At 41.8% G+C, this 24501-nt stretch carries 14 protein-coding genes; 9 read left to right on the top strand and 5 right to left on the bottom strand.

Annotated features, from left to right (window positions below; translation table 11 throughout):
• The first annotated feature begins 11 nt into the window (after positions 1–11).
• Entirely contained in the window at positions 12–1727 is a 1716-nt protein-coding gene (locus ACLOAU_RS21860; RefSeq protein WP_427864036.1) for a glycoside hydrolase family protein, read from the top strand.
• Positions 1728–1825: 98 nt separating this feature from the next.
• On the opposite strand, the gene ACLOAU_RS21855 is transcribed toward ACLOAU_RS21860, so the two are convergent.
• From ACLOAU_RS21855 to argS, 3 genes are all read right to left on the bottom strand, one after another.
• Positions 1826–3277: a hypothetical protein gene (locus tag ACLOAU_RS21855; protein ID WP_427864035.1), complete on the bottom strand. Its 1452-nt coding sequence runs from the start codon at positions 3275–3277 to the stop codon at positions 1826–1828.
• Positions 3278–3637: 360 nt separating this feature from the next.
• Positions 3638–4504 carry a hypothetical protein gene (locus ACLOAU_RS21850; RefSeq protein ID WP_427864034.1) on the bottom strand — a complete coding sequence of 289 codons (867 nt, stop codon included), beginning with the start codon at positions 4502–4504 and terminating at the stop codon, positions 3638–3640.
• Positions 4505–4681: 177 nt separating this feature from the next.
• Entirely contained in the window at positions 4682–6457 is a 1776-nt protein-coding gene (argS, locus tag ACLOAU_RS21845; RefSeq protein WP_427864033.1) for an arginine--tRNA ligase, read from the bottom strand.
• A gap of 251 nt (positions 6458–6708) precedes the next feature.
• Here argS and ACLOAU_RS21840 point away from each other — a divergent pair, with 251 nt between their 5' ends.
• Positions 6709–7173 carry a GtrA family protein gene (locus ACLOAU_RS21840; RefSeq protein WP_427864032.1) on the top strand — a complete coding sequence of 155 codons (465 nt, stop codon included), beginning with the start codon at positions 6709–6711 and terminating at the stop codon, positions 7171–7173.
• Here the strand turns inward: ACLOAU_RS21840 and ACLOAU_RS21835 are convergent.
• Positions 7170–8501: a sensor histidine kinase gene (locus ACLOAU_RS21835; RefSeq protein ID WP_427864031.1), complete on the bottom strand. Its 1332-nt coding sequence runs from the start codon at positions 8499–8501 to the stop codon at positions 7170–7172. The genes ACLOAU_RS21840 and ACLOAU_RS21835 overlap by 4 nt on opposite strands.
• 2 nt (positions 8502–8503) lie before the next feature.
• On the bottom strand, positions 8504–9856 hold the full coding sequence (locus ACLOAU_RS21830; protein ID WP_427864030.1) for a sigma-54-dependent transcriptional regulator: 1353 nt from the start codon (positions 9854–9856) through the stop codon (positions 8504–8506).
• Positions 9857–10177: 321 nt separating this feature from the next.
• Between ACLOAU_RS21830 and ACLOAU_RS21825 the strand changes: the two genes are divergently transcribed.
• From ACLOAU_RS21825 to ACLOAU_RS21795, 7 genes are all read left to right on the top strand, one after another.
• The gene (locus ACLOAU_RS21825; protein ID WP_427864029.1) at positions 10178–11434 is read left to right on the top strand and encodes an efflux RND transporter periplasmic adaptor subunit; all 1257 of its coding nucleotides are present in this window, start codon (positions 10178–10180) and stop codon (positions 11432–11434) included.
• Between the two features lie 50 nt (positions 11435–11484).
• Positions 11485–12162 (top strand): ABC transporter ATP-binding protein, encoded by a 678-nt coding sequence (locus ACLOAU_RS21820; RefSeq protein WP_427864028.1) that lies wholly within the window; start codon positions 11485–11487, stop codon positions 12160–12162.
• A gap of 58 nt (positions 12163–12220) precedes the next feature.
• Entirely contained in the window at positions 12221–14614 is a 2394-nt protein-coding gene (locus tag ACLOAU_RS21815) for an ABC transporter permease (protein ID WP_427864027.1), read from the top strand.
• Between the two features lie 50 nt (positions 14615–14664).
• Positions 14665–17061, top strand: a complete 2397-nt coding sequence (locus ACLOAU_RS21810) for an ABC transporter permease (protein WP_427864026.1) — start codon at positions 14665–14667, stop codon at positions 17059–17061.
• A gap of 66 nt (positions 17062–17127) precedes the next feature.
• Positions 17128–19515: an ABC transporter permease gene (locus ACLOAU_RS21805; RefSeq protein ID WP_427864025.1), complete on the top strand. Its 2388-nt coding sequence runs from the start codon at positions 17128–17130 to the stop codon at positions 19513–19515.
• Positions 19516–19532: 17 nt separating this feature from the next.
• A complete protein-coding gene (locus tag ACLOAU_RS21800; protein ID WP_427864024.1) occupies positions 19533–21980 on the top strand; it encodes an ABC transporter permease in 2448 nt (815 codons plus the stop codon).
• Between the two features lie 55 nt (positions 21981–22035).
• Positions 22036–24471, top strand: a complete 2436-nt coding sequence (locus ACLOAU_RS21795; protein ID WP_427864023.1) for an ABC transporter permease — start codon at positions 22036–22038, stop codon at positions 24469–24471.
• Positions 24472–24501 lie beyond the last annotated feature (30 nt).

Genomic DNA, 24501 nt, shown 5'->3' with positions numbered 1-24501 from the left:
TTCAATAACGCATGACATTCAACAAAATTTTTTCTACCTGCCTGCTGGCTTTAATAGCATGCAGTTCAACGGCATGGGCACAGGTGCAACAAAAGGCTATTGATCGTGTTAACCAAATGCCTGACATTCCCCGCCCCTTTAAGATTATTGATTTTACTGCCCTCGCTAAAGATTTCGATCGCAAAATATATGACTTCAATGCAAAGGGTAAGTACTGGCCTATGATATGGATCGATAGCAGTAAAAGAAATTTTCCGCAGAATGTAGCAGGTATTTATACTGCTGTAGGCGATGTGCGCCAGGGACTGCAAAACCATAAAGGTATTTTTCACGAAGCGCTAACCACCATGGGAGCCGTATTGGGGGCAAGCCTTGTAGGCATCGATAAATCGGCACAGCAGTATAACTATGTAGCGATGCTGAAAAACTATTTCAACAAGGAAACCGGATGGAATATTATGATGAATAATACCTGCCCTGAAGTAGCGTTGCTGGGTGGTGGCTATGGCAGGGACTGGTGGTACGATGTTTATCCCAATGTGCTATTCTATTCTATTTATAGCCTATACCCGCATGAAAAAGACTTTGAAGAAATTGCCAGGAGCATTGCTGAAAAATTCTACGCAGCAGATTCGGTTTTGCAAGGCAATTACAATTACAGCTTTTTTAATTATGCAACTTTAACACCTGCTAAAAACCAGATCTGTATACAACCAGATGCCGCTGCGGGGCAGGCCTGGGTTTTATATATGGCTTATAAAAAATTTGGTGACAAAAAGTACCTGCAGGGAGCCATCAATGCCATTAAGGCATTGCTGGCATTAAATGAAAATATGACTTATGAACTGCTGATGCCTTATGGGGCCTATGTTGCAGCCATGTTAAATGCAGAAGAGGGACAACAGTTTGACTTTCATAAAATACTGGACTGGAGTTTCAATGGCGACGCTAAATGTCGTGAAGGATGGGGTGTATTAACAGGCAACTGGAACGGATTTGACATCTCCGGCATGGTAGGCAGCACGGTACATAACGGCGGTTATGGTTTTTTAATGAATACTTATGACCTGGCCCTCCCTTTGTTGCCAATGGTAAGATACGATGCCTCTTATGCAGCAGCGGTAGGCAAATGGATGCTGAACGCAGCTAATGTAGCCAGGCTATTTTATCCGCAACATATGCCCGCTAATCATCAAACGCTGTCCGATGCAATGGCGATATCAAAAGGAGTCATTGCCTATGAGGGAATCATTAAAAAATCGCTTTACAAAGAAAGTGAGCACCTGGCGGCGCCTGTAGCGCAGGGCGATGGTCCTTTGTGGGTACAGGATAAAAACCCCAAAGCATCTCAGTTAAGTGTATACGGGAGCGGGCATGTGGGCATTTTTGGAGGAACGATCCAGCCTACTAATGTCCCGGGCATCCTGCAACTAGACCTTTTGGCGGCAGACTTTTTTCACCAGAAAGCTTATCCTACCCTCCTGTATACCAATCCTTATACAGTTACTAAAACCATTATGATCCAAAATCAATCCAGACAACCTGTTGATCTTTATAATACGCTGGAAGGAAAATTTGTTGCACGCAATATCAGGCGAAGCTTCAATTACAAAATAAGTCCTAAGCAATCAGCTGTATTGGTTCAGGTTCCGGCTGGCGCAACTATCGCCAGGGTGGACGGAAAGCTTTTGGCTAATAAGGTTGTAATTGATTTTAAAGCCAGGTAGTATTAGTCTCCCCTCCAGTATCGAATAAAAAAGAGAAGCCGAGCCTTAATATTTTTGGCGCGGCTTCTTATTTAGTTTGTAGTAGCTATATAATGTGACTACTTTATTACCTGTATTATTCTTGAGTAAGTTTTTTTCCCATCCTTATCCAACTGTGCAATACGAATAAACAAATTTGAATCTTTTGCCGACACTTCATGATTATTTTTAGAGCATCCAATCTGTACAATGGTTATCAAAGCTAATACAACAGAAAGTGCAATAAGAGACTTTCTCCTGCGTACAAACAGCATTGAAAAAGCAATAGCACCAACACCGAATACTAGTCCATTTATGTCAATACTGAAGCTGTAATTTAAAACACCCTCATGATTGCCTTTGGTTGCTTTACTTGCCACCTTGGCAATACCTGTAAAATGAACGCCATCATTGGAAGCTTCAACTTCAAAATGATCATTATTTACTTCGGCCAATGTTTGCCATTGTACGTTCAACTGATCATTTTGAATAGTTGCAGAAAGCGACCCAAACTCAACCGGCAGGGTTGATTGAGATAAAGCGGCAATGTCTCCTATCTCACAATAACCGGTTAGTGTGGTATAATTGTCATCTAATAAAATAGTGTTACCGCTAGCAGGCGGATGTATGGCTGTGATATAATTTGTAAAAGTTGTATAATTACTAGTTGACGATTGCGAAAGATAAAAAGTGCCACCAGCATAAGCCAGCCCACGGTTCCCTCCAATAGCAGTACCTCCCGCCGTGAGATCCTTATTGTCAGTAATGCCCCACTTCAATGTAGCCGTCATAGCGCCTGTAACCACATTGGCTGCGGGCACGGTGTAAATAGCAGGATGCGCTGCAGAGTTGCCAGCCTCAAAGCGGGTTCCCAAAATATAAAGGTTACCGGCCGCATCAAAATCGAGGTCATTAATTTCTATAAAAGAGTTCCAGGCAGCTGGTGCATCCGAATTGATAAGCGACAGCATAACCGAACTCCCCCATGTAACGGAACCATTAGCTGCCGTTGTAAAACCGATGTACTTAATATCGCTACCATCCTCGTAAATGAGTCCTCCATTGCCAGAGCTGCCAATACCCAGCGCGTTGGGATAAATATCCTGCGTTGGATTGCTGGTGCCGTTTAAGTCAATCGCTGGAGTAAGAGCAGGTGCTGCGTTATCGAAAACGACAGCCGACTTATAAGCCAGTTGAATAATACCATTGTTATTGGTGGTTACATTTCCCGCAATGCTATACAAATAACCAAATGGAGAAATTCCTATAGGGTAATCACCTTTAATTGAAGAACTATTGTAATAGTTAGTGCCTGGTGTGAGCACACCGGTTGTCGGGTTAATACTGCCCTGGAACCATCCGGTTGTACTGCCGGTGGGATTAGCAACGCTGGTGCTGCTTGCGGCCATTGTTTCGGCACTTGCAGCCATCCTTGTAAAAGTCGGGCATGCAGCCGACATATATATACGATCTTGTGCCTGCGTACTTAAAAAAACGGCGCTTAGTAAAAATGATAGATAAATCCTTTTCATTTTGTTTTGATTGATGTAGATTTTATGGTATTCAGAAACTTTTTCCAATACAGATTGCAAAAATCTTTGAAAACAAAGGTTCTTACACCTGGTTTTCGATAGGATAGGTAAATACCTCTTTAAAACCGCATAAAAATTCTTTAAATACATCAATGCAACCGTATTTAACTGAAAATCAAACAAATAAAATAGTGCATACAGATCAAACTCCTGAGACGAATACACAAAACACCCCCTGCGATTATCTTTATCCTAGTTACAAAACAGCACAACTTTGGGGCGTGTAAACGGTAATTGGTGCAGTTAGCTAATAGTTAACTAATCATTGATGCATTAGGCTCATTACCATTTAAGTGAACCCTAATATAATTTGGTCATCTTAGTGAATCCCGTCTTAACAACCGGAACCAATTGGGGCGTAAATATCTGTGGTTGAAAAGTGATGTCTTTGGTTGCCTTGTTAACGATCCACTGTGAACGTTTTTCAAGTATAAAATTTAAACGTTGTTCGGTTGTTAGCTTAGGCAGGGTATATAAAATAGTATGCTCGCCTTCTTTGCCATTATTTTGCCGGTAGGTGTCACTAATCTGAACCTTGTTGCGTTGCTCAAAAGCTTTAATAAAAGCAGGATCCTCGTCCACAATTGCCCATCGGGGGTCCTTCGGACAACAAACCGAACCATAGCTTTCAGTACGATATACCACCAGCCCATCTTTGGGCACTACAGGTTTTTGAAACTCAATTTTCGGATGCCCGCCACCTGATATGCGGATGCTATCTACTTTCACATTATCCTCTTCACGCAGGATATGGTAATATAAGTTGGTAGTAGCGGGCTCCAGGGTAATGCCGTTTTTAGTAGCATCGGCAGCCACTTTTTCATAGAACTCCCAATCGGGCACTATAACAGTAAACTCCCTCAAAGCAGGGTAAAATCCGCCAATCTTCACTAATCTTGCTACGGGTACACCTGCATTCAGAAAAAACGTATAGCTACTGTCCGGATGCTCTGTTAAAGGAATATCAATCAAAATATTTTCACCCGACCGGGCAACATGCTTTGTTTCTATCTCCACCACATTGTTGTATTGATCTTGTAGCCAGGGAGCCGTTGACGGCATATCAAGTGGGTCGTTACCTGCCGACTGCTGCGACTCTTTGGAACTATCGCAGGCTTTTGCCACCAGGCTGATCAATACCAATATGCAAAGAAGATGGCTACTCATAATTGTGGTGATAAGAATTAGTCTTACAATAAATTTTTGCTACAGGTATAAAATTACTCACTAATTAGTGAATAATTAACCACGTCATACACCGATATACTTTTCCTGAAACCTAAAAATCGCGGAACAATGCTGAAAGCTTTATTCCGCGACCTTCGTATAATCCGATAAAATATTTTACATCCTTTCAGGAACCTTAATACCTAACAACTTCATTGAGGCTGCAATAGTATTGGCTGTTAATGTAGATATCTTCAAACGCAATTGTTTCTTTTCCTCGCTCTCGGCATTACGTATCGAGTGAGCTGCATAAAAACTATTGAACAGCTTAGCCAGGTTAAAAGCATAAATAGCCAACAACGATGGGTTAAATTCAGATGCAGCCTGCTGTAAGACTACATTGAATTGTTCCAGTAAAAACACCAGGTCTTTTTCCAGTGGCAGCAGGTCTCCTGTAGTTACTGACTGCTGGTTGATCGTTTCACTTCTTAATACCGATTTAATACGCGCATGGGTGTATTGTATAAACGGTCCGGTGAATCCATGAAAATCGATGCTTTCTTCCGGGTTAAACACCATACGCTTTTTAGGATCTACCCGCAACAGGAAGAATTTTAAAGCACCTAAGGCTATGGTTTCGTAAAGCTCTGTCAACTCGGCTTCAGAAAAGCCGCTTACTTTACCCAATTCTTCCGTTTTAGCGGCTGCTACCTTCACCAGCTCATCCATCAAATCATCTGCATCCACTACGGTACCTTCACGGGTTTTCATACGCCCTGTCGGCAATTCCACCATACCATAACTTAAATGATGTATCCGGTCAGCATACGGCTTACCCAGTTTTTGCAGAATAAGCTTTAATACCTTCATGTGGTAATTCTGCTCGTCAGCTATTACATAAATACTTTCATCATAAGGAAAATCTTTATATTTCTCATCTGCCAAGCCCAGATCCTGCGTTATATATACCGAAGTACCGTCTTTTCTTTGCACGATCTTTTCATCCAGTCCGTCCGATGTCAGATCGATCCATACACTTCCGTCTTCTTTCTGGTAAAAAACACCTTTACTCAATCCTTCCTGTACAAATTCTTTTCCCAGGAGGTAAGTCTGGCTTTCATAGTAGTTCTTATCAAAATCGGCACCGATACGGTTATAGGTTTTACTAAACCCTTCATATACCCAGCTATTCATTTTTTCCCAAAGTCCGACAACGGCAGTATCGCCACGCTCCCAGTCTACCAGCATTTGCTGGGCCGCTTTCATAATAGGTGTATTCTTATCTGCATCTTCCTTACTCATGCCGGCTTCTATCAACTCAGCCATTTGCTCTTTGTGCTTAGCACCAAAGAGTACATAATAGTCACCTACGAGGTGATCGCCTTTTAGCCCAGCCTGCTCCGGCGTTTGCCCGTTCGCAAATTGCTCCCAGGCTACCATCGACTTACAGATATGAATACCCCTGTCGTTAGAGATAGAGCTTTTAAATACTTCATCCCCCAGTTGTTTTAAGATCTCAGAAACACTCCAGCCCAGGAAAATATTCCTCAAATGGCCCAAATGCAAAGGCTTGTTAGTATTGGGAGACGCATATTCCAGCATGATCTTTTGGGGAGATGCAGCGGACTGCCTGAAATCGTTCACCGCATATTTTTGCTCCAGGTACTGTTTCCAGTAATCCTGATTGATCGAAAGATTCAAAAACCCTTTAATAACATTAAAAGCTGTGATGAGCTGCGGATGATTTGCTACCAGGTGCTGACCGATTTCAGCCCCTATTTCTTCCGGCTTCTTTTTCAGTTGTTTGATAAAAGAAAAAAGTACCAAAGTGTAATCGCCTTCAAATTCGGGTTTGGTTATATTTATAGAAACCACATCCTGGCCAAAATCCTGTCCGTACAACTGGTTTAAAGTGCCCAGCACAACAGGTTTCAATTCCGCAACAATGCTCATACTATCTTTAATTTTCGTGCAAACGTACAAGATTTTTTTCGTTCCCGATTTGACGCGACCATCCTAACCGCCGGTTAACCAATGAAAGATGCTGCACATTTGATGGCAATACAATAGAAATTTAAGACCTTATACATCATAAATAGGTATAAATACCAATATCTTCGCGGTCGATGCGGCAACACTTTTATCGGGTTAGAAATCTTATTTTACCGGTTATTGACTTTTTTTATCCCCCTTTTAAAAAGTTAATGACCATTCAAACCTTCCGTTACCTGGCTACCGGGGCGTCTAACACGGTGCTGGGTCTTATTACATTTTATTTAGCGTATCATTATATTGTAGGAAGTCAAAATGTTGACCTGGGGTTTTATGTTTTTGAGTCCTATACTGTCACTCTTGCCATTTCGTTCACTGTTGCCTTATTCTGGGGCTTTTTTTTGATGAAATACGTGGTGTTTGATGACAGCAAAATTAAAGGCCGCGTACAGTTCTTTAGGTATTTGCTGGTTTGTCTTTTGAACCTTTTTTTAAACTGGATTTTGCTAAAGCTGGCTGTAGAATATCTGCATATATATCCCACATTTGCCCAATTAGGCACAACAGCTATTTTAATTGTAGTTAGTTACCTCGTGCAACGCAATTTTACTTTTAGGAAAACGGTAGTACCCGATTATGTTGCAGAAGAAGAGGGCAACAGTTCTACACCGGCCTAAAACTGGAGGTAAAAAACCGTTCCCGATCCGGGCACCGATTTTACATAAATGTTTCCTTTATGCAGCAACATAATTTGTTTGCAAAGGCTTAAACCGATACCACTTCCGCTGGCTTTGGTGCTAAAAAACGGGACAAAAACCTTTTCCATCACATCGGCAGGAATACCTGCGCCGTTATCGGTAACCGTAATAATAATACGTCCATCATTGTCCAAATATCCCGAAAGCATCATCTTCGGATCAGCGGTATCCTTCAATCCATCAATAGCATTGAGCACCAGGTTAATCAACACCTGTTCAATCAAATGCCGGTCAGCGCTTAACTTCATTAGAGGATCCTTCAGAATGATATCCGCAGTAATAGCCCGCTGATCGAGCTTAGGTCCCAATAATTGCAGTACGCTTTCGAACAGGTCGCCTACCATAAACGATTGCTTACCCGAGCTGGTGATTTTGTTTAACGTGCGATAGGTGGCTGCAAACTGCATCAGGCCCTCGCTTCTGCGCTGTATCGTTTCAATGCCCAGCTCCACATCATCTTTAAAAGCAGCTAAATCATCTCCACCGCCCTGTAGTTGTTGTTTTAATGTAGCTGCCAGTGAGGCAATGGGCGCTACCGAGTTCATGATCTCATGAGTCATTACACTTAATAATTTCTGCCAGGAACGGGCTTCATTTTCGTCAAGTGCCTCGTTAATATTCTGCAGTGCTACCAGTTTATGATTTTTACCCTCTGTTACAAAAGTTGCCGCCGAAATCATTAACTTTTGCTGATCAGCATCAAGCAATAGTACGGTGCTCTGGCCAGGTTCCAGGTTAACCACTTCGTTATATATAACTGCATTCTTTTTTTCGATCAGATGCAGGTTGGGTATATATGGAAGCTCCAGTATCTTTTTTAGCGATTCGTTCACCCAGCTTACTTTTCCTGTTTCGATATCGTATAAGAGGATACCTGTTTGTATCAGCTCTAATATTTTCTGAAGATATTGATACTGGGTTTCTTTCTCTCTTGTTATCGACTTAAAGGTTTGGTTGATCAGGTTAAAGTCACTTCTTAGTGAGCGTAATTCGGCAGGCGCTTTATCAATATTAAAATGCCGGGAAAAATCGCGGTATCGTGCAGCCGATGCAAAGTCTTCTAATTCTGTAAAAGGTAATATCGCCAGTTTGTACAACAGGTAAGCCTGTACTATCGAAAGCACTAAAACCAATAAGGATAAGACATACTCTGTTTTGAGAAAAAACCAGGCTGCAATCAATAACGACACAAACAACAATAGCAGTCTTAATGCATACCTGAGCCTGTATTTTCGATGTATTGCCATAACTAAATATCATACTTACTTAAACGTCTGTATAAAGCGGTACGTGTAAGTCCCAGCTCTTTTGCAGCTTTGGTAATATTCCCGTTATGCTTTTCAACCACCCTGATAATGGTATTTTTCTCCAGGGTTTCCAGGTTCGTCTGTGTTTGTCCCTGTGCCTGCGACTGATGTTTTTCAATAGGCGAAAAAACGAGATCGCTGGCGTCCAGTGTTCTTTCTTCACACATGATCACCGCCCGCTCTATAGCATACTGTAATTCCCGTACATTACCGGGATAATGATAGAGCCTGAGCTTCTCAATTGCCTGCCTGCTGATGGACAAAGATGGCTTCAGGTATTTTTCGCTATACATTTTAATAAAATACTGCGCCAGGGGCAAAATATCTTCCGTTCTTTCGCGCAATGGCGGAATAGTGATCTCTACCGTATTAATCCGGTACACCAGGTCGCGACGAAAACGCTGTTCATTAGCCAATTCCTGCAAAGGCAGGTTGGTCGCACATATCAGCCGGATATTTATAGGTTGGGCTTCACTGCTGCCCAGCCGGTTTACCACCCGGTTTTGTAGAACGGTCAGTAATTTAGCCTGCTGGGGCAAGGCAATATTTCCGATCTCATCTAAAAAGAGCGAACCGCCCGAAGCCATTTCAAAACGTCCTGCCCTGTCTTCCCGGGCATCGGTAAAAGCACCTTTTTTATAGCCAAATAATTCACTTTCAAAAAGACTGGCTGTTAACGCACCTACATCTGTTTTAATAAAAGGGCCGCTATGGCGTAAAGATTGCTGGTGTATCAAATTAGCTACCAGGTCTTTGCCTGTTCCGTTTTCTCCTAATATAAGAATATTAGCCTCTGTGGGAGCTATCTTTTTGATCTTGTATAAAATATCCTGCATGGCCGGAGAATCAGCAATAAAGGCCGATTCGGTTTGCAGCAACGCATTGTTAGCCGCTTTGGCTGATTTATTTTTTTGAGCAACTATCTCTTTAATGGTTTCCAGCATTTTTTCATTATGCCAGGGTTTTACAATAAAGTCAGCAGCACCGTCTTTCAAACTCCGTACTGCGAGGTCGATATCACCATAAGCAGTGATCATCACTACCTGAATACGCGGGTCTAATGATTTGGCTTTACGTAACCAATAAAGCCCTTCATTACCCGTGTGAAGCGCGCTTGTAAAATTCATATCCAGCAATAGCAGGTCATACTTCTGCTCCAATAAATGTGTCCGTATATTTTCGGGATTCTTTTCAGTGGTGATCTGCTTCACTTCCGCCTTCAATAACAAACGCAACGCCGTGAGCATATCTGCATCATCATCAACAGCTAATATGGATATATTTTTTAAAGACATTTGCCGATGCAATAATACCACATTTGGCTACCTGATATGCATTTTTATGCCGGGTGAAGTGATAATTATAAAAACTGTATCAAAACCGGACAGTTGGTGTACGATTCCGAACAGTACTTCAATCCAATAAAACACCTAGTATATTGAAAATAAATAAATTAGAATAATGGCACGGTATTACAAGGCATCAGTGATTTTCTCTCATGTTTTCACTGCCGGATGGTTGATTAAAAATCCGGCAGCTTTTTAAACAGTAAGAGAACAGGGCGTAACTGGCTTATACCAGCATACAACACATCATACCATTAAAAACTAATAGGGTTGGACAGGAAAATTGAACAAAAGAAATGGTCGAAAAAAAGGATCATGCTTATTGCAGGCGTCGCTGGCCTGGTAATACTAATTGTAGCCAGCATTTACGCTACTACGGGTAATACTAAACTGAATGTAGCCGCTGAACGAATTACCGTCAGCGAAGTAAAGCAGGGAAACTTCCAGGAGTTTATACCTGTAAATGGCGTAGTGCAACCACTGACGTCTATTTACCTAGATGCAGCAGAAGGCGGTCGTGTAGAAGAAAAATTGGTAGAAGATGGCGCCATCATGAAAAAAGGACAGCCCATCCTGAGACTCTCCAATACAGATTTGCAGCTCAGCCTGGTACAACAGGAAACCCAGGTTTATAACCTGATCACCCAGATGCAGATTGCTAAAAATGCTTCTCAGCAAAACCGTATCACCAACCTGAACCAGATGACAGATGTAGATAATGAGCTGAAAGAAGCGGATCGCGTATATACACTTAATAAGAAGTTGTATGATAAAAAGGCCATCGGTTTGCAGGAGCTGAGGCAAAGTGAAAACACCTATAATTACCAGTTGGCAAAAAAGAACCTGGCTACAGAAACCATTAACCAGGATGCTCAATCTTCAAAGCAGCAGTTGGTACAGGCACAACAATCTTATAACGGCTCACAAAATGCCTTATCGGTAATGCGCCAAAAAGTCGGAGATTTGATTGTAAGAGCTCCTGTTGACGGGCAGCTAACTTCGTTGGATGCTGAAGTGGGCCAGAACAAAAATAAGGGGGAAAGACTGGGACAACTGGATGTGATTGGTGATTATAAAGTACGGGTAGACATAGATGAGCATTATATCAACCGCATCTATAATGGGCTTGAGGGTATTGCCACTATTGGCGGTAAAGATTATAAATTAACCATTAAGAAGGTATATACGCAGGTAGCTAACGGGAAGTTTTCGGTGGATATGTCTTTCGAAGGCAAAGCACCCGATGGCATCAGGCGGGGACAAACATTACAAATACGCCTGGCCTTGAGCGATGAAACAAAAGCTTTATTACTGGCAAGAGGAGGTTTTTATAATAAAACCGGTGGCAGATGGGTGTACAAACTCAGCAGCGACGGATCAGTTGCTTACAAAACAGACATCGAACTGGGACGCCAAAACCCCGATTATTTCGAAGTGATGGGTGGCCTGAAACCAGGTGATAAAGTAGTTACGAGTAGCTACGAGAATTACGGAGACGATATGCAGGAATTAGTGATCAAAAAATAAATGTAACGATCCAAATTAAACTTCAAACTTTCGAATCTGAAATCTTTTATATGATAAAAATTACCGATCTGGAGAAAATGTACCGGACAGAAGAAGTAGAAACAATTGCACTCAACAAATTATCGCTCGAAGTAAAAGAAGGAGAATTTGTTGCTGTAATGGGCCCCTCGGGCTGTGGCAAATCTACTTTATTGAATATACTGGGCCTACTGGACGATTTGGATGGCGGCAGTTTTATTTTTAACGGTATTGAAGTAGCACAATTCAATGAGCGCAAAAGGGCAGACCTGAGAAAGCATAATATTGGATTCGTTTTTCAAAGCTTTAATTTGATAGATGAGCTAACTGTTTTTGAGAACGTAGAGCTTCCCCTGATTTACACGGGCGTAAAAAGTGCAGATCGTAAAAAACGGGTGGAGGAAGTGCTTGAAAAAGTACAGATCATGCATCGTCGCAACCATTACCCCCAACAGCTTTCGGGCGGGCAGCAACAAAGAGTAGCTGTTGCCCGGGCTGTTGTAAACAAACCAAAGCTGATACTGGCGGATGAGCCTACGGGTAATCTTGACTCTTCCAATGGTAACGAGGTGATGGAGATGTTAACCGATCTTAATGAGCAAGGCACCACTATCATCATGGTAACCCATAGCGAGCATGACGCCCGTTATAGTCACCGTATCATACGTATGCTGGATGGTCAGACGGTTACGGAGAATATATTAGTGTGAGATTGAACATTGAATATTGAATCATAAACAGTAAACACCCAGCTTAAAGTTGAATTATATGTTCAAAAGTTACTTAAAAATAGCCTGGAGAAATCTTCGAAATAATAAATGGTACAGCGCCATCAATATCTTTGGCCTGGGCGTTGGCCTTGCCAGTTTTATTTTAGTGCTTCTTTTTTTGAACTATGAGTTAAGCTATGACAAATGGAACCCCGAACTCGAAAAGATTTATAAGCTTGGACTTGAGGACAAAGATGGTATTGCGTGGAATGGCGCTACTCCTGAACCTTTAGGTCGCCTGATAGCCAGCAAATACAGCAACGCCGAAGCTGCCACACGCATGGGTGGGGCGGGCGATTATGAAATACTCGTGGCAGCGAATGATAAAAAAATATATCAAAAAGGGATTACCGAAGTAGACTCCCTGTTTTTCAAAGTATTTCCCTATCAGCTGTCTTCAGGCAATATCAATACTGTTTTAAATGCACCCAATGCAGCTGTAATTACGGAATCTGTTAAGGAAAAGCTTTTTGGCCACGAAGATCCGATCGGAAAAACGATCAAACTCTATGGCCGGCTGGAGGTAGTAGTAACCGGTGTCATGCAATCGCCTGATCAGCCCTCTGCCTTGAATATGCAGATACTATTTCGTTCTCCCTATGAAAAATCCAACAACCACTGGCAGAATTTTTCTTATCAAACGTTTATAAAAGTAAAAAAGGACGTTAGACCGCAAGCATTTGAAAGTGCCATCAATAATATTTATTACAACGATCAGCTCAAGGCAGACAACCTCACCTATCAACAATACCTGGAAAAAGAAAATAAAACGCTTGTATTCTCCGAAAAATTATCAGCGCTCCACAATTTCCCTAAAAGTGGTGGCAGTAATTTTAAAACCATAGTGGTATTGCTCGTTTTGGCTTTTCTGTTATTGGTTGCAGGAGCTGTAAACTTCAGCAATCTGTCCATCGCTACATCCATTAAAAGGGCTAAAGAGGTGGGCGTAAGAAAGGTACTGGGAGGCCGCAAAAAACAACTGTTCTGGCAGTTTATGGGTGAAGCCATTCTATCCTGTTCAATAAGCTTATGTATTGCGGCACTGCTGGTAATAGCATTAATGCCATGGTTCAGGCAGGAGTTCAACATTCAATTTTCTATTTGGGGTACAAATATTCCCTACTTTGTCCTCCAGATAGCTTTATGTATTGTTACCGTAATTTTATTGTCAGGCCTCTACCCTTCTGTCTTCCTGTCCCGTTTCAACACTTCCAAAATATTAAAGGGTAATTACTCACAAGGTAAGTCGGGCCTGAAACTTAGAAATTTCTTGCTGGTTGTACAGTTTACTCTTTCCGGCTTTTTTGTTTTTGCTGTTATTGTGATCAGCTCACAGGTTCATTATATGCAAACTAAGGATAAAGGGTTTTCGGGTTCTCAAATAGTTCGCATCGAAGCACAGCAGAGCACCAGAGAAGACGGGTTTGATAAAGCCCGTGCTACCCTCCTGTCCATCCCCGGTGTTGAGCTGGTGTCCAAAACTACATTAGTTCCAGGCGATGCCGAAGTGGACACGATACTCAACGACTATACTTTCAATGGGCAAACGATAAAAATGACCACGGTTAAAGTAAGTGCCGATTATTTTAAAACGGTTGGAACTCCGGTATTAAAAGGCAGGAGCTTTAATGACAGCTATGCCGATCAAAATACACGCAGCATTATCTTAAATGAGACGGCGGCGCAGCTCTGGGGCGATCAAAAAGCGGTTGGTTCATTTGTAGGTATGCCTTACTGCGATTCGGTTAAAGCCCAGGTAGTAGGCATTACAAAGGACATCAATGTACAGGACATGACCAATGCGGTAAGACCTATTGCCTACTCCATCAATAATAAAGCTTGCGGGTACCTGTCTGGCGGAGCGCTATTAGTAAAACTTTCAGGTAACAACTTATCACAAACGATCAGTGATATTGAAACCCGCTGGAAGCAAATTGAACCGGAAGTTCCTGTCAGGTATAGCTTTCTTGATGAAAATTTCCAGAGAATATTCAAAACCTATTATACTATTCAAAAAACCATCAGCTTCTTTGCGCTGGTTGCTATATTAATTTCGGCGATGGGGCTGTTTGCGCTTACAGCCTATATTATAAAGGAAAGAACCAAGGAGATCGGTATCAGGAAGGTACTCGGCGCAGAGATTGGCGATGTAGTTTTTTTAGTTGGTAAGCTATTCCTGCAACTGATCATTATTGCACTGTTGATTGCTATACCGGTGAGCTGGCTGGCTGCCACCAAATGGCTGCAAACATTTGCTTATCGTATTCACCTCAGCTGGCTTATGGCAGCGGCCACAGTTCTCGCCATTGCGGTTATTGTGTTAATCACCATTGGCACGCAAGCCGTTAAAGCAGCGCTATCGAACCCTGTAAAGAGTTTAAAAACCGAATAAGATAAAAACTTCTAAAAATCGAATAGCCGCAAACCTTTTAAAAAAAGAGCATGTTTAAAAATTATTGCATAATAGCCTGGCGAAATTTATTGAAGAATAAGATCACATCATTTATCAATATCGGCGGACTAAGCATCGGTATGGCAGTTACAATACTCATTGGTTTGTGGATATGGGACGAGCTCAATTACGATCATTATCATACAAATTATGATCGTGTAGGACAGGTACAGCAATATGAAACCAGGAACGGCAGCACTGAAACCTGGCCGGCTGTGCCATTACCTCTCGGTGACGACCTGAAGAACCTTTATGGCAATAACTTCAAATATGTGGCCATGGCTTCCTGGCAGGGTAATCACATGCTCAGTAAAAACGAAAATCATCTAAATAAGAACGGTATTTATATTGACAAAGAAGGTCCATATATATTATCGCTGGATATGGTGAACGGTTCCAAAAATGGCCTGAGTAATCCTAACAGCATTCTCATTTCCGAAAGTACTGCCAAAGCTTTTTTTGGAGATGCAGACCCAATGAACCAATCTATGAAGATCGATAATAAACTGAATGTAAAAGTTACCGGTGTGTTTAAAGATCTTCCTTACAGTACTACATTCAGAGATCTGAAATTTATTGCCCCCTGGGATTTATATAAAACCTCTGAAGGCTGGTTGGCGGAGGCTGCTACAGATTGGAGCGACAATTCATTTCAGTGTTTTGTTCAGATACGCGATGGCGTCGACTTCGCTTCGGTGAATGCCAAAATTAAAAAGGCACGCTATAACAGATTAGGCGATAGAAATAAAAAATTCAATTCGAGCATTTTTCTCCACCCTATGAAAGACTGGCATTTACGTTCTTCTTATAAAGACGGTGTACAATCCGGCGGGCAAATAGAATATGTATGGATGTTTGCCATTATAGGTGTTTTTGTATTGCTGCTCGCCTGTATTAATTTCATGAACCTGAGCACGGCCCGCTCAGAGAAAAGAGCGAAGGAAGTCGGTATCAGGAAAACCGTAGGTTCTCATCGTAGCCAATTAGTAGGGCAGCTTCTTTGCGAATCTGTAATGGTTACACTTATTGCTTTTGTATTTTCTATAATGCTCACCACGATATCCCTGCCCTGGTTTAATAAAGTGGCGGATAAACAAATGCATATTCTATGGGATAACGTTTGGTTTTGGTTGATCGGGTTGGGCTTTACGATCACTACGGGCCTGATTGCCGGCAGCTATCCCGCATTGTATTTATCGTCATTCAGACCAATAAAAGTATTAAAGGGAACTTTCAAAGCCGGAAAGCTGGCCGCCTTACCGAGAAAAGTTTTGGTAGTAATGCAATTTGCCGTATCTGTTTCCCTGATGATATGCACGATTATAGTGTATAAACAAATACAACACAGCAAAAACCGCCCCGTTGGCTACGACCGTAATAACCTGATTTCAATTATGATGCAGACGCCAGACTTTTATGGCAAGTATGATGTTCTGCGCGCGGAGCTGAAAAAGCAACAGGCCATTGAAGAAATGTCTGAATCATCAAGTCCGGTTACAGGTGTATGGAGTAATAACAGCGGCTTTAAATGGGAAGGCAAAGATCCTAATACCGATAGCGATTTCGCAACGATCTGGGTTACTGCTGAATACGGGAAAACAGTTAGCTTCACCATCAAAGAAGGCCGTGACTTTTCACGGGAATTTAAAGGAGACAGCAGCTCCGCAATTATTAACGAAGCAGCTGTAAAATTTATGAATCTGAAAGACCCCATCGGCAAAATTGTTCGCTGGGGCGATGGGCCCGGTGCACCCGCTTTGACCATTATAGGTGTGGTAAAAGATATGGTAATGACCTCACCTTATGAGCCGGTGAAGCAGGCCGTATATCTTTTAACGGATAACAATGTTAACGTCATTAACCTGAAGCTAAATCCTGAAAAGAGTACATCTGCATCTCTGGCCATTATAGAGAAAGTTTTTAAGGAGCTTATACCAGAAGCGCCTTTTGCCTACGAGTTTGCTGATACAGAATATGCCAGAAAATTCTCCAATGAGGAACGTATTGGCAACCTGGCAGGCTTTTTTACATTACTGGCTATTTTGATTAGTTGTTTAGGTTTATTTGGTTTGGCATCTTTTGTAGCCGAACAACGTACCAAGGAATTAGGGATACGAAAAATAGTGGGCGCTTCGGTATTTAACCTGTGGGCATTACTTTCTGCGGAGTTTGTAGTACTGGTAAGTGTTGCCAGTGTTATAGCTGTTCCGGTGGCCTATTATTATTTACATGATTGGTTGGAAAAATATAACTACCGTGTCGCAGTCTCCTGGTGGGTTTTTGCAGGTGCGATCTTAGGTATGATGGTCATCACTTTATCCACTATCAGTTTCCAGGCCATTAAAGCAGCAACAACCAGCCCTGTTAAAAGTCTCAGATCAGAATAAGATATAAAACATACCAGCCTCTTACTTTATCATCAACAGCAAGACCCGTTTTCAAATTATTAATTTATGTTCAACAATTATATAAAAACCATTTTCCGGAATCTTTGGAAGAATAAGGGATATAGTTTCCTGAATATTTTTGGCCTGGCTATTGGCATCACCTGCGCCGGATTTATTTTCCTTTGGGTAGAACATGAAGTCAGCTATGATCAATACCATGCTAAGAAAGACAAGCTATATGAGGTAATGACCAACCAGACGTATGGGTCTCAAACATCTACATTTAGCTCGACTCCACTACCACTAGGACCCGCTTTGCAGGCGGAGATTCCGGGCATTGCCAATACCTGCAGAATTGCAGATAAAGGAACGAAGCAACTATTAACGGTTGGCGATAAATCATTGTTTGCTTTAGGAGCCTATGCTGACGCTTCTATTTTTAGCATGTTCAGTTTCCAATTCACCGAAGGCAATGCTAAAACGGCTTTTTCAGAACCTCATTCCTTAGTAATCACGCAGGGAACTGCTGAAAAGTTTTTTGGTGGTTCTAAAAATATAGTTGGCAAAACAATCAGGGTAGACAACAACACTGAATACGCGGTATCAGGTGTTATAAAAAACCTACCTAGCACATCTACCGTTGGCTTCGATTGGGTAGCCCCTTTTGCCGTCTGGTATAACCTAAATCAATCCCTGGCCCAGGCCTGGGGCAACAACTGCTTGCAAACCTTTGTAGAGTTAAAAGAAGAAATAACAGCCGCATCTGTCAATAAATCGATCAGCAATATGATCAAAAAGAGAGAGCCCGAAGCCACTGTAGTCCCTATACTATGGGCGATGAATGACTGGCACCTGAAAAGTGAATTTAAAAACGGGGTACAAACCGGTGGCGGCAAAATAGAATATGTTCGTATGTTTTCAATCATTGCCTGGATCATATTGATTATAGCCTGCATTAACTTTATGAACCTGTCTACCGCACAAAGTGAAAAAAGAGCCAGGGAAGTGGGCGTCAGGAAAGTGTTAGGCGCCGGCAAACGGAAGCTGGTTGTTCAATTTATTGCAGAAACGTTGTTCATGGCCTTCCTGTCGGCATTTATTGCCGTTCTGTTGATGGCATTGTTGCTACCCACCTTCAATTTACTGGTACAAACCAATCTATCGCTAGGTATTACCAACCCGGCTCACATGGTTTCTATTGTAGCAATCGCGCTTATTTGCGGACTGATAGCAGGCAGTTATCCTTCATTTTACCTTTCTTCTTTCAATCCTGTATCTGTTCTAAAAGGGATACGGGTTAAAACCGGTAGCGCCACTTTTATAAGAAAGGGCCTGGTTATATTACAATTTAGCATATCAATTATTCTGATCGTAAGTACTGTTATTATTTTCCGGCAAATACAACATGTAAAAAGCCGTAACCTGGGTTTTAATAAGAACAACCTGGTACAGATAGACATGAATGATGAAATAAGAAAGAACTATGCAGCAATAGATCAAAATTTATTAAATACTAATGTTATTGAACATATAGGTCTGGCAGATTACAATAACTTATATGGAGGTAATAATACGGGGGGATTGGCCTGGAGCGGAAAACCCGATAACGACAAAACATTGATCTCCACCCGTGGCATTAATCCAGGATTCTTTGATGCCTACGGTATGCAATTAGTATCCGGGAAAAACTTCGTTACAACGGATAGTGCGCAAACAGATAACCCGAATATCATCATTACCCGCTCTTTGGAAAAAAAGATGGGCAACGGTAGCGCACTTGGTAAAAAAATATACTGGGATGGGAATAGTGAAGGCGGCCAGTTTACCGTAGTAGGTGTAGTAAACGATTATATCTATGGCGACATGTACGCGCAACCGGACCCCGTTATATTTTACTGCACCAACATGAGCAGCCTCAATAACATGTATTTACGATTAAAACCCGGTGTTGATATTGAACAAGCTATTAGTAAAATAACAGCAGCTATAAAACCACACACCCCCTCGTATCCTGTTGCCAGTCGTTTTGTAGACGAACAGTTTAATCAAATGTTCCGGAATGAACAATTAATAAGCACCTTGTCCAGGATATTTGCTGCTTTGGCCATACTCATATCCTGCCTGGGTTTATTCGGCCTTTCAGCTTATACCGCTGAAAAACGAAAGAAAGAAATAGGTATCCGCAAAGTATTAGGAGCTAACATCACAGGCATAACAAGACTTCTATCAAAAGAGTTTTTATTATTGGTGGCCATTTCCTGTTTAATTGCCTATCCCATAGCATGGCTATTGATGAACCGGTGGCTTCAAAACTATTCATACCGAACTGAAGTTAACCTTTGGGTCTTTCTGATTGCAGGAGGTATGGCTATGTTACTAACTATAATTACTGTGAGTTTTCAGGCTATTAAAGCGGCTATTGCCAATCCGGTAAAGAGTTTAAGGAATGAATAATTATTAAACCCCCGATTATGTTTAAAAGTTATTTCAAAACCGCATTTAGAAGTTTAAGCCGCAACAGTAACTATACTATAATCAATATAGCAGGACTGGCAGTTGGCATCGGGGTTTGCATGATCATTTTTATTGTGATATCCTATCACACCGGCTTTGATCAATTTCATACAAAAAAAGACCGCATTTATCGCGTGCTGACGGAATACCGTCATACGGGTGATGCAAATATCAGCTATGGGAAGGATGTTCCCTTCCCTATGCCTGAGGCTATAAAAACGCAGTTTTCTCAAATAGAGGAAATGGCTCCCATTTTCGCGAGCCACGATGATCAGCTACTGGTACCGGCGTCAGGTGATAAAGAGCAACGTATATTTAAAGAGCCTACAGGCGTATTCTTTACCAATCCCTCGTTCTTTAAAATCTTCGATTTCCCGTTACTTGCCGGATCGTATGAGACACTAAAAGACCCTAATAATGTTTTACTCACCAAAGAAATAGCCGAAAAATATTTTGGAAATTGGGAAGCTGCTCTTGGACAGGCTATCGATCTTGAAACAGGCGGCTACTTATTCGAACATGGCAAAGACAAGCTAAAAGTCTCCGGCATCCTGGCCAATATACCGGCCAATACCGACTTCCAGATGAAAATTGTGGTGTCGTATGGTACAGGATTTACCGGGAGCCTGATTGCCAAAAATACCAATTGGGAAGACCGCACCAATACTGGGTTTGGTTGCTTTATTATGTTGCAGCCCGGTATTTCAGCCCACCATTTCAACGGGCAGCTGCGCGCTTATGCAACAAAAGTTCAATCGCCTGAAAACAAAGACAATTATCTTATCCAGCGTTTGGAAGCAGTTCATTACGATGCGCAGGCGGGCAATTATAGCAATAAAACCATCAGCCACGAAATGCTGAATGTTTTATGGTTGATTGCCGGATTTATTTTATTGATAGCATGCGTAAATTTTATCAACCTTTCTACTGCACAAGCAGTTACCCGGGCCAAAGAAGTGGGTGTGAGAAAGGTTATGGGAGGAAATGCCGTACAATTAAGAACCCAGTTTATAGTTGAAACCTTTATAATAGTCAGCATTGCAGTGGTACTTGCAATAATAGCCGTGGCGCTGGCCCTGCCCTATCTAAACCGGCTGCTCCAGCTTTCAGTTTCATCCGGTATCTTATCCAATAAGGCTATCCTCCTGTTTCCTGTTGCTATAACCTTTATTGTAACTGCGCTTGCAGGGTTTTATCCGTCTATTGTTTTATCCCGCTTCAATCCCATTCATGCTTTAAAAAGCAAACTAACCACTAATACAACAAAAGGCATTTCATTAAGAAGAGGCCTGGTTGTATTACAGTTCATTATTGCCCAGGCATTGATTATAGGCACATTGGTGACTGCCAAGCAAATGAATTACTTTATGGCCCGTCCCCTCGGGTTTGATAAAGATGCAATCATCAATGTTCCCTTCAGGGTGGATAGTCTCCGGATCAGCCGGCTCAACTATTTAAGGGATCAGTTATTACAGATAAAGGGGGTGGCAGCAGTGGGCTTTAGTTCTGCTACGCCTGCTGAAGAAGCCAATAATACCTGGAGCACTTTTAAATTTGATAATGCTATTAAGGAAACAGGCTTTAAAATAATTACCAAATTTGCTGATACCGGGTATGTACCTACCTACAAGCTACACCTGGTTGCCGGAAGAAACTTACAGCCTTCAAGTTTAACCAGGGAGTTCCTCGTTAATGAATTGCTGGTAAAAAAACTCGGATTTAAAAACCCGGAAGATATCTTAGGAAAAGAAATAAGCATTTGGGGCGACGTGATCAAATGCCCGGTTGTGGGCGTATTGCAAGACTTTAATAACCGCTCTTTTCGTTATGAAGTAGCCCCTGAACTTATTACCACAAATGTTACCATGTACAGTGTTGCCGGAATTAAATTGGAGACTGAAAACATTGCAGCTACACTCCCCCGGGTACAAGCAATATGGGAGCAAACATTCCCCGGCTTTGTTTATGAATACAAATTTTTAGACGATAAGATCGAGGGTTTTTATAAACAGGAAATGCAGTTAAGCCGGTTTTATAAAATATTTTCAGTGCTTGCTATTTTACTCGGTTGCTTAGGCCTGTACGGTTTGGCGTCTTTTATGACTACACAAAGAATAAAAGAAGTAGGTATCCGTAAGGTTCTCGGGGCCTCAGCAGGCAGTATTATTTATTTGTTTTCGAAAGAATTTATCTTATTAGTTATAGTTGCATTTGCCGTTGCGGTGCCGCTTGCCTGGTATTATATGCATCACTGGCTACAGGATTACGTTTACCGGGTAGAAATTAGCTGGTGGCTATTTCTTTTGGGCGGCGCCGCTGTTATTTTTATTGCAATTGGTACACTTAGTTTTCAGGCAATAAAAGCGGTAAGAGCCAACCCGGTAAAAAGTTTAAGAACAGAATAATACTCAAAACAAAGCGTTAACAAAAATTGGCAAATATCAAATCATAACCAGTAATATGTTTAGAAATTACATCAAGACAGCGTGGCGAAATATAAGGAAGTATAAACTTCATACCATCATCAACGTATTGGGCATGTCGGTTGCTTTCCTGTGCAGTATATTTCTTTTCCTGGTAGCCTGGTATGAATTTTCTTTCGACAGTTTCCATCAAAACAAATCTTCTGTTTTCAAAGTTTATAACTTTTACAGCGACGACCAAAATGAGTCGGGCTCAAGGCGCTCTTCCACAATGGGACTGCCTGTTGCGTCCGCGTTGAAGAAGGAAGTTCAGGGTGTTGAGCTGGCAACACGTTATAAGAATGGCAATGGCGCGGTAGAGTATAACGGTAAAGAAATCAATCTTCAACTAAACTATGTGGACAACGATTTCTTCCGGGTATTCTCGTTCCCGGTAGTATCGGGTAACGCCAAGGCTCCGCTTGCAGATCCCGGTAATATTGTAATGAGTGCTTATGCAGCAAAAACTATTTTTGGAAAAGAAGATCCCATCGGTAAAATACTAAAAGTAAATGTTGACGGCTCCTGGCAAAACCTCTCCGTTTCAGCGATATTAAAAGACTTCCCTGATAATTCTTCGATAACCTATGACTTGCTGGTAAGAACCGAATTGAGACCAGACTATACGGTTAATAAGGACCGGTGGAATACGCAGGATCATGATGTATATATTAAACTGGCCCCGGGTGTGTCCGCCCAAAGTGTAGAAAACAGTATGCGACCTGTTGTTGAAAAATATCGTGCCGGTGATATCAGGGAAATGACACAAAGAGGCGTCAGGCCCGATGCAAACGGAGACATCCTGGCGCTTCGTTTGCTCCCCTTATCTCAAATCCACTTTGATATTGAAAAAGGAACAGGGCCGGTAACAGCTAAAAGCTATCTGTATACCTTATTAACGGTCGGACTTTTAATTCTGATTATCGCTGTGTTTAATTTCGTTAACCTGAATATTGCTCAGGCGTTTACACGTATTAAGGAAGTAGGTGTTCGCAGAAGTCTTGGCGCAGGCAAAAGGCAGATCTTCCTACAGGTATGGGGTGAGAGCTTCCTGATCTGCCTGGCTTCGGTAATTATAGGTGTAGCAGCGCTTGGCATTTGCATTAAACCTCTTAACCAATTACTAAGTCAGCACATTTCGCTGGATTACCTGCTGCAACCCTTACCCATGCTTTTCACATTACTGCTTATTGTTGTGGTTTCTTTGCTGGCCGGAGGTTATCCGGCAGTTAGTGTATCGCGGTTAAGCACCATTAATGTATTAAAAGGGAATATCACAGTAAAACGTCCGGGCGTCTTTAGAAACACTTTAATTGTTGTACAGTTCATTATGGCCTGCCTGTTGATGGTTTCAGGTTTAATTGTTTTCAGGCAATTTGAATTTATGCGTACTCAACCCCTGGGCTTTAGCCAGGAGTCTGTGATCAGTGTTCCGATAGCACACCCTGAGAAGGGCAAAATGATCGTATCCAGCCTTCGTTCACAATTATCTGCTCAACCAGCGGTGCAAAGCGTTGCGGGCAGCGATATTAATTTTGGCGTAGGAAAGGATGGTGGTACTTCAAGAATATCATCGGGCTTTGATTATAACGGCCGGCTGATCCGTAGTAATGTTATAACAGTGGATTATGATTTTCTAAAAACAATGGGGATACCACTCCTATCGGGAAGAGATTTTAGCAAGAGCTTTGGTACCGATACGTCAAGAAACGTTATTGTTACAGAAAGCATGGCAAAATCTTTCGGCGTGGAAAATCCATTAGGACTATCATATATTACCGACAGCTCGGAGCCACGATCCACTATCATCGGCATTATACCCGACATTCACCTGTACTCGCTTCATGAGCAGAAAAAGCCATTATCAGTTTACCTGGCCGGCGATAATGCAGACTACATAGATTATGCATTAGTGAAAATTAAAAATCTTCATCCGGTAGAAGCCATGAATCTTATAAAAGAGGCCTATAAAAAAGCAGACCCCGGAGCAGAATTTAATGGATCATTTATAGAAGAGAATGTAGGCAGATGGTATAATAAAGAAAAGAATTTCTCTAAAATACTGGGCATTGCTACCGGTGTAGCTACACTCCTGTCCTGTCTCGGATTATTTGCCATGTCGGCCTTAATGATCGGGCAAAGAATCAAAGAAATAGGTGTCAGAAAAGTTCTGGGCGCTTCAGTTCAAAGCATCGCCGCACTTTTATCGAAGGATTTCCTGGTATTGGTGCTTTTAGCAGTGGCTATTGCAACACCCTTAACCTGGTGGTTAATGAACAAGTGGTTATCTGACTTCCCTTACCGTGTAGAAATAAGCTGGTGGCTGTTTTTTGCCAGCGGAATCGTAGCGCTGTCGGTAGCCATTATCACCATTAGCTTACACACTATAAAAGCGGCTGTAGCCAATCCTGTAAAAAGTTTAAGAACAGAATAAAATGGAATGCAAAACCCCCGAATTTAAAAC

Origin of the sequence: Paraniabella aurantiaca, from assembly GCF_050309965.1 — a bacterium.
GTDB lineage: Bacteria > Bacteroidota > Bacteroidia > Chitinophagales > Chitinophagaceae > Niabella.
Note: the sequence above shows the minus strand (reverse complement) of the source record. Positions and strands in the feature narration are given on the sequence as shown.

What these genes read in the sequence shown, in the direction of transcription:
- ACLOAU_RS21860 (WP_427864036.1), top strand. Translation starts at nt 12, where the DNA reads ATGACATTCAACAAAATTTTTTCTACCTGCCTGCTGGCTTTAATAGCA.
- ACLOAU_RS21855 (WP_427864035.1), bottom strand. Translation starts at nt 3,277, where the DNA reads ATGAAAAGGATTTATCTATCATTTTTACTAAGCGCCGTTTTTTTAAGT.
- ACLOAU_RS21850 (WP_427864034.1), bottom strand. Translation starts at nt 4,504, where the DNA reads ATGAGTAGCCATCTTCTTTGCATATTGGTATTGATCAGCCTGGTGGCA.
- argS (WP_427864033.1), bottom strand. Translation starts at nt 6,457, where the DNA reads ATGAGCATTGTTGCGGAATTGAAACCTGTTGTGCTGGGCACTTTAAAC.
- ACLOAU_RS21840 (WP_427864032.1), top strand. Translation starts at nt 6,709, where the DNA reads ATGACCATTCAAACCTTCCGTTACCTGGCTACCGGGGCGTCTAACACG.
- ACLOAU_RS21835 (WP_427864031.1), bottom strand. Translation starts at nt 8,501, where the DNA reads ATGGCAATACATCGAAAATACAGGCTCAGGTATGCATTAAGACTGCTA.
- ACLOAU_RS21830 (WP_427864030.1), bottom strand. Translation starts at nt 9,856, where the DNA reads ATGTCTTTAAAAAATATATCCATATTAGCTGTTGATGATGATGCAGAT.
- ACLOAU_RS21820 (WP_427864028.1), top strand. Translation starts at nt 11,485, where the DNA reads ATGATAAAAATTACCGATCTGGAGAAAATGTACCGGACAGAAGAAGTA.
- ACLOAU_RS21815 (WP_427864027.1), top strand. Translation starts at nt 12,221, where the DNA reads ATGTTCAAAAGTTACTTAAAAATAGCCTGGAGAAATCTTCGAAATAAT.
- ACLOAU_RS21810 (WP_427864026.1), top strand. Translation starts at nt 14,665, where the DNA reads ATGTTTAAAAATTATTGCATAATAGCCTGGCGAAATTTATTGAAGAAT.
- ACLOAU_RS21805 (WP_427864025.1), top strand. Translation starts at nt 17,128, where the DNA reads ATGTTCAACAATTATATAAAAACCATTTTCCGGAATCTTTGGAAGAAT.
- ACLOAU_RS21800 (WP_427864024.1), top strand. Translation starts at nt 19,533, where the DNA reads ATGTTTAAAAGTTATTTCAAAACCGCATTTAGAAGTTTAAGCCGCAAC.
- ACLOAU_RS21795 (WP_427864023.1), top strand. Translation starts at nt 22,036, where the DNA reads ATGTTTAGAAATTACATCAAGACAGCGTGGCGAAATATAAGGAAGTAT.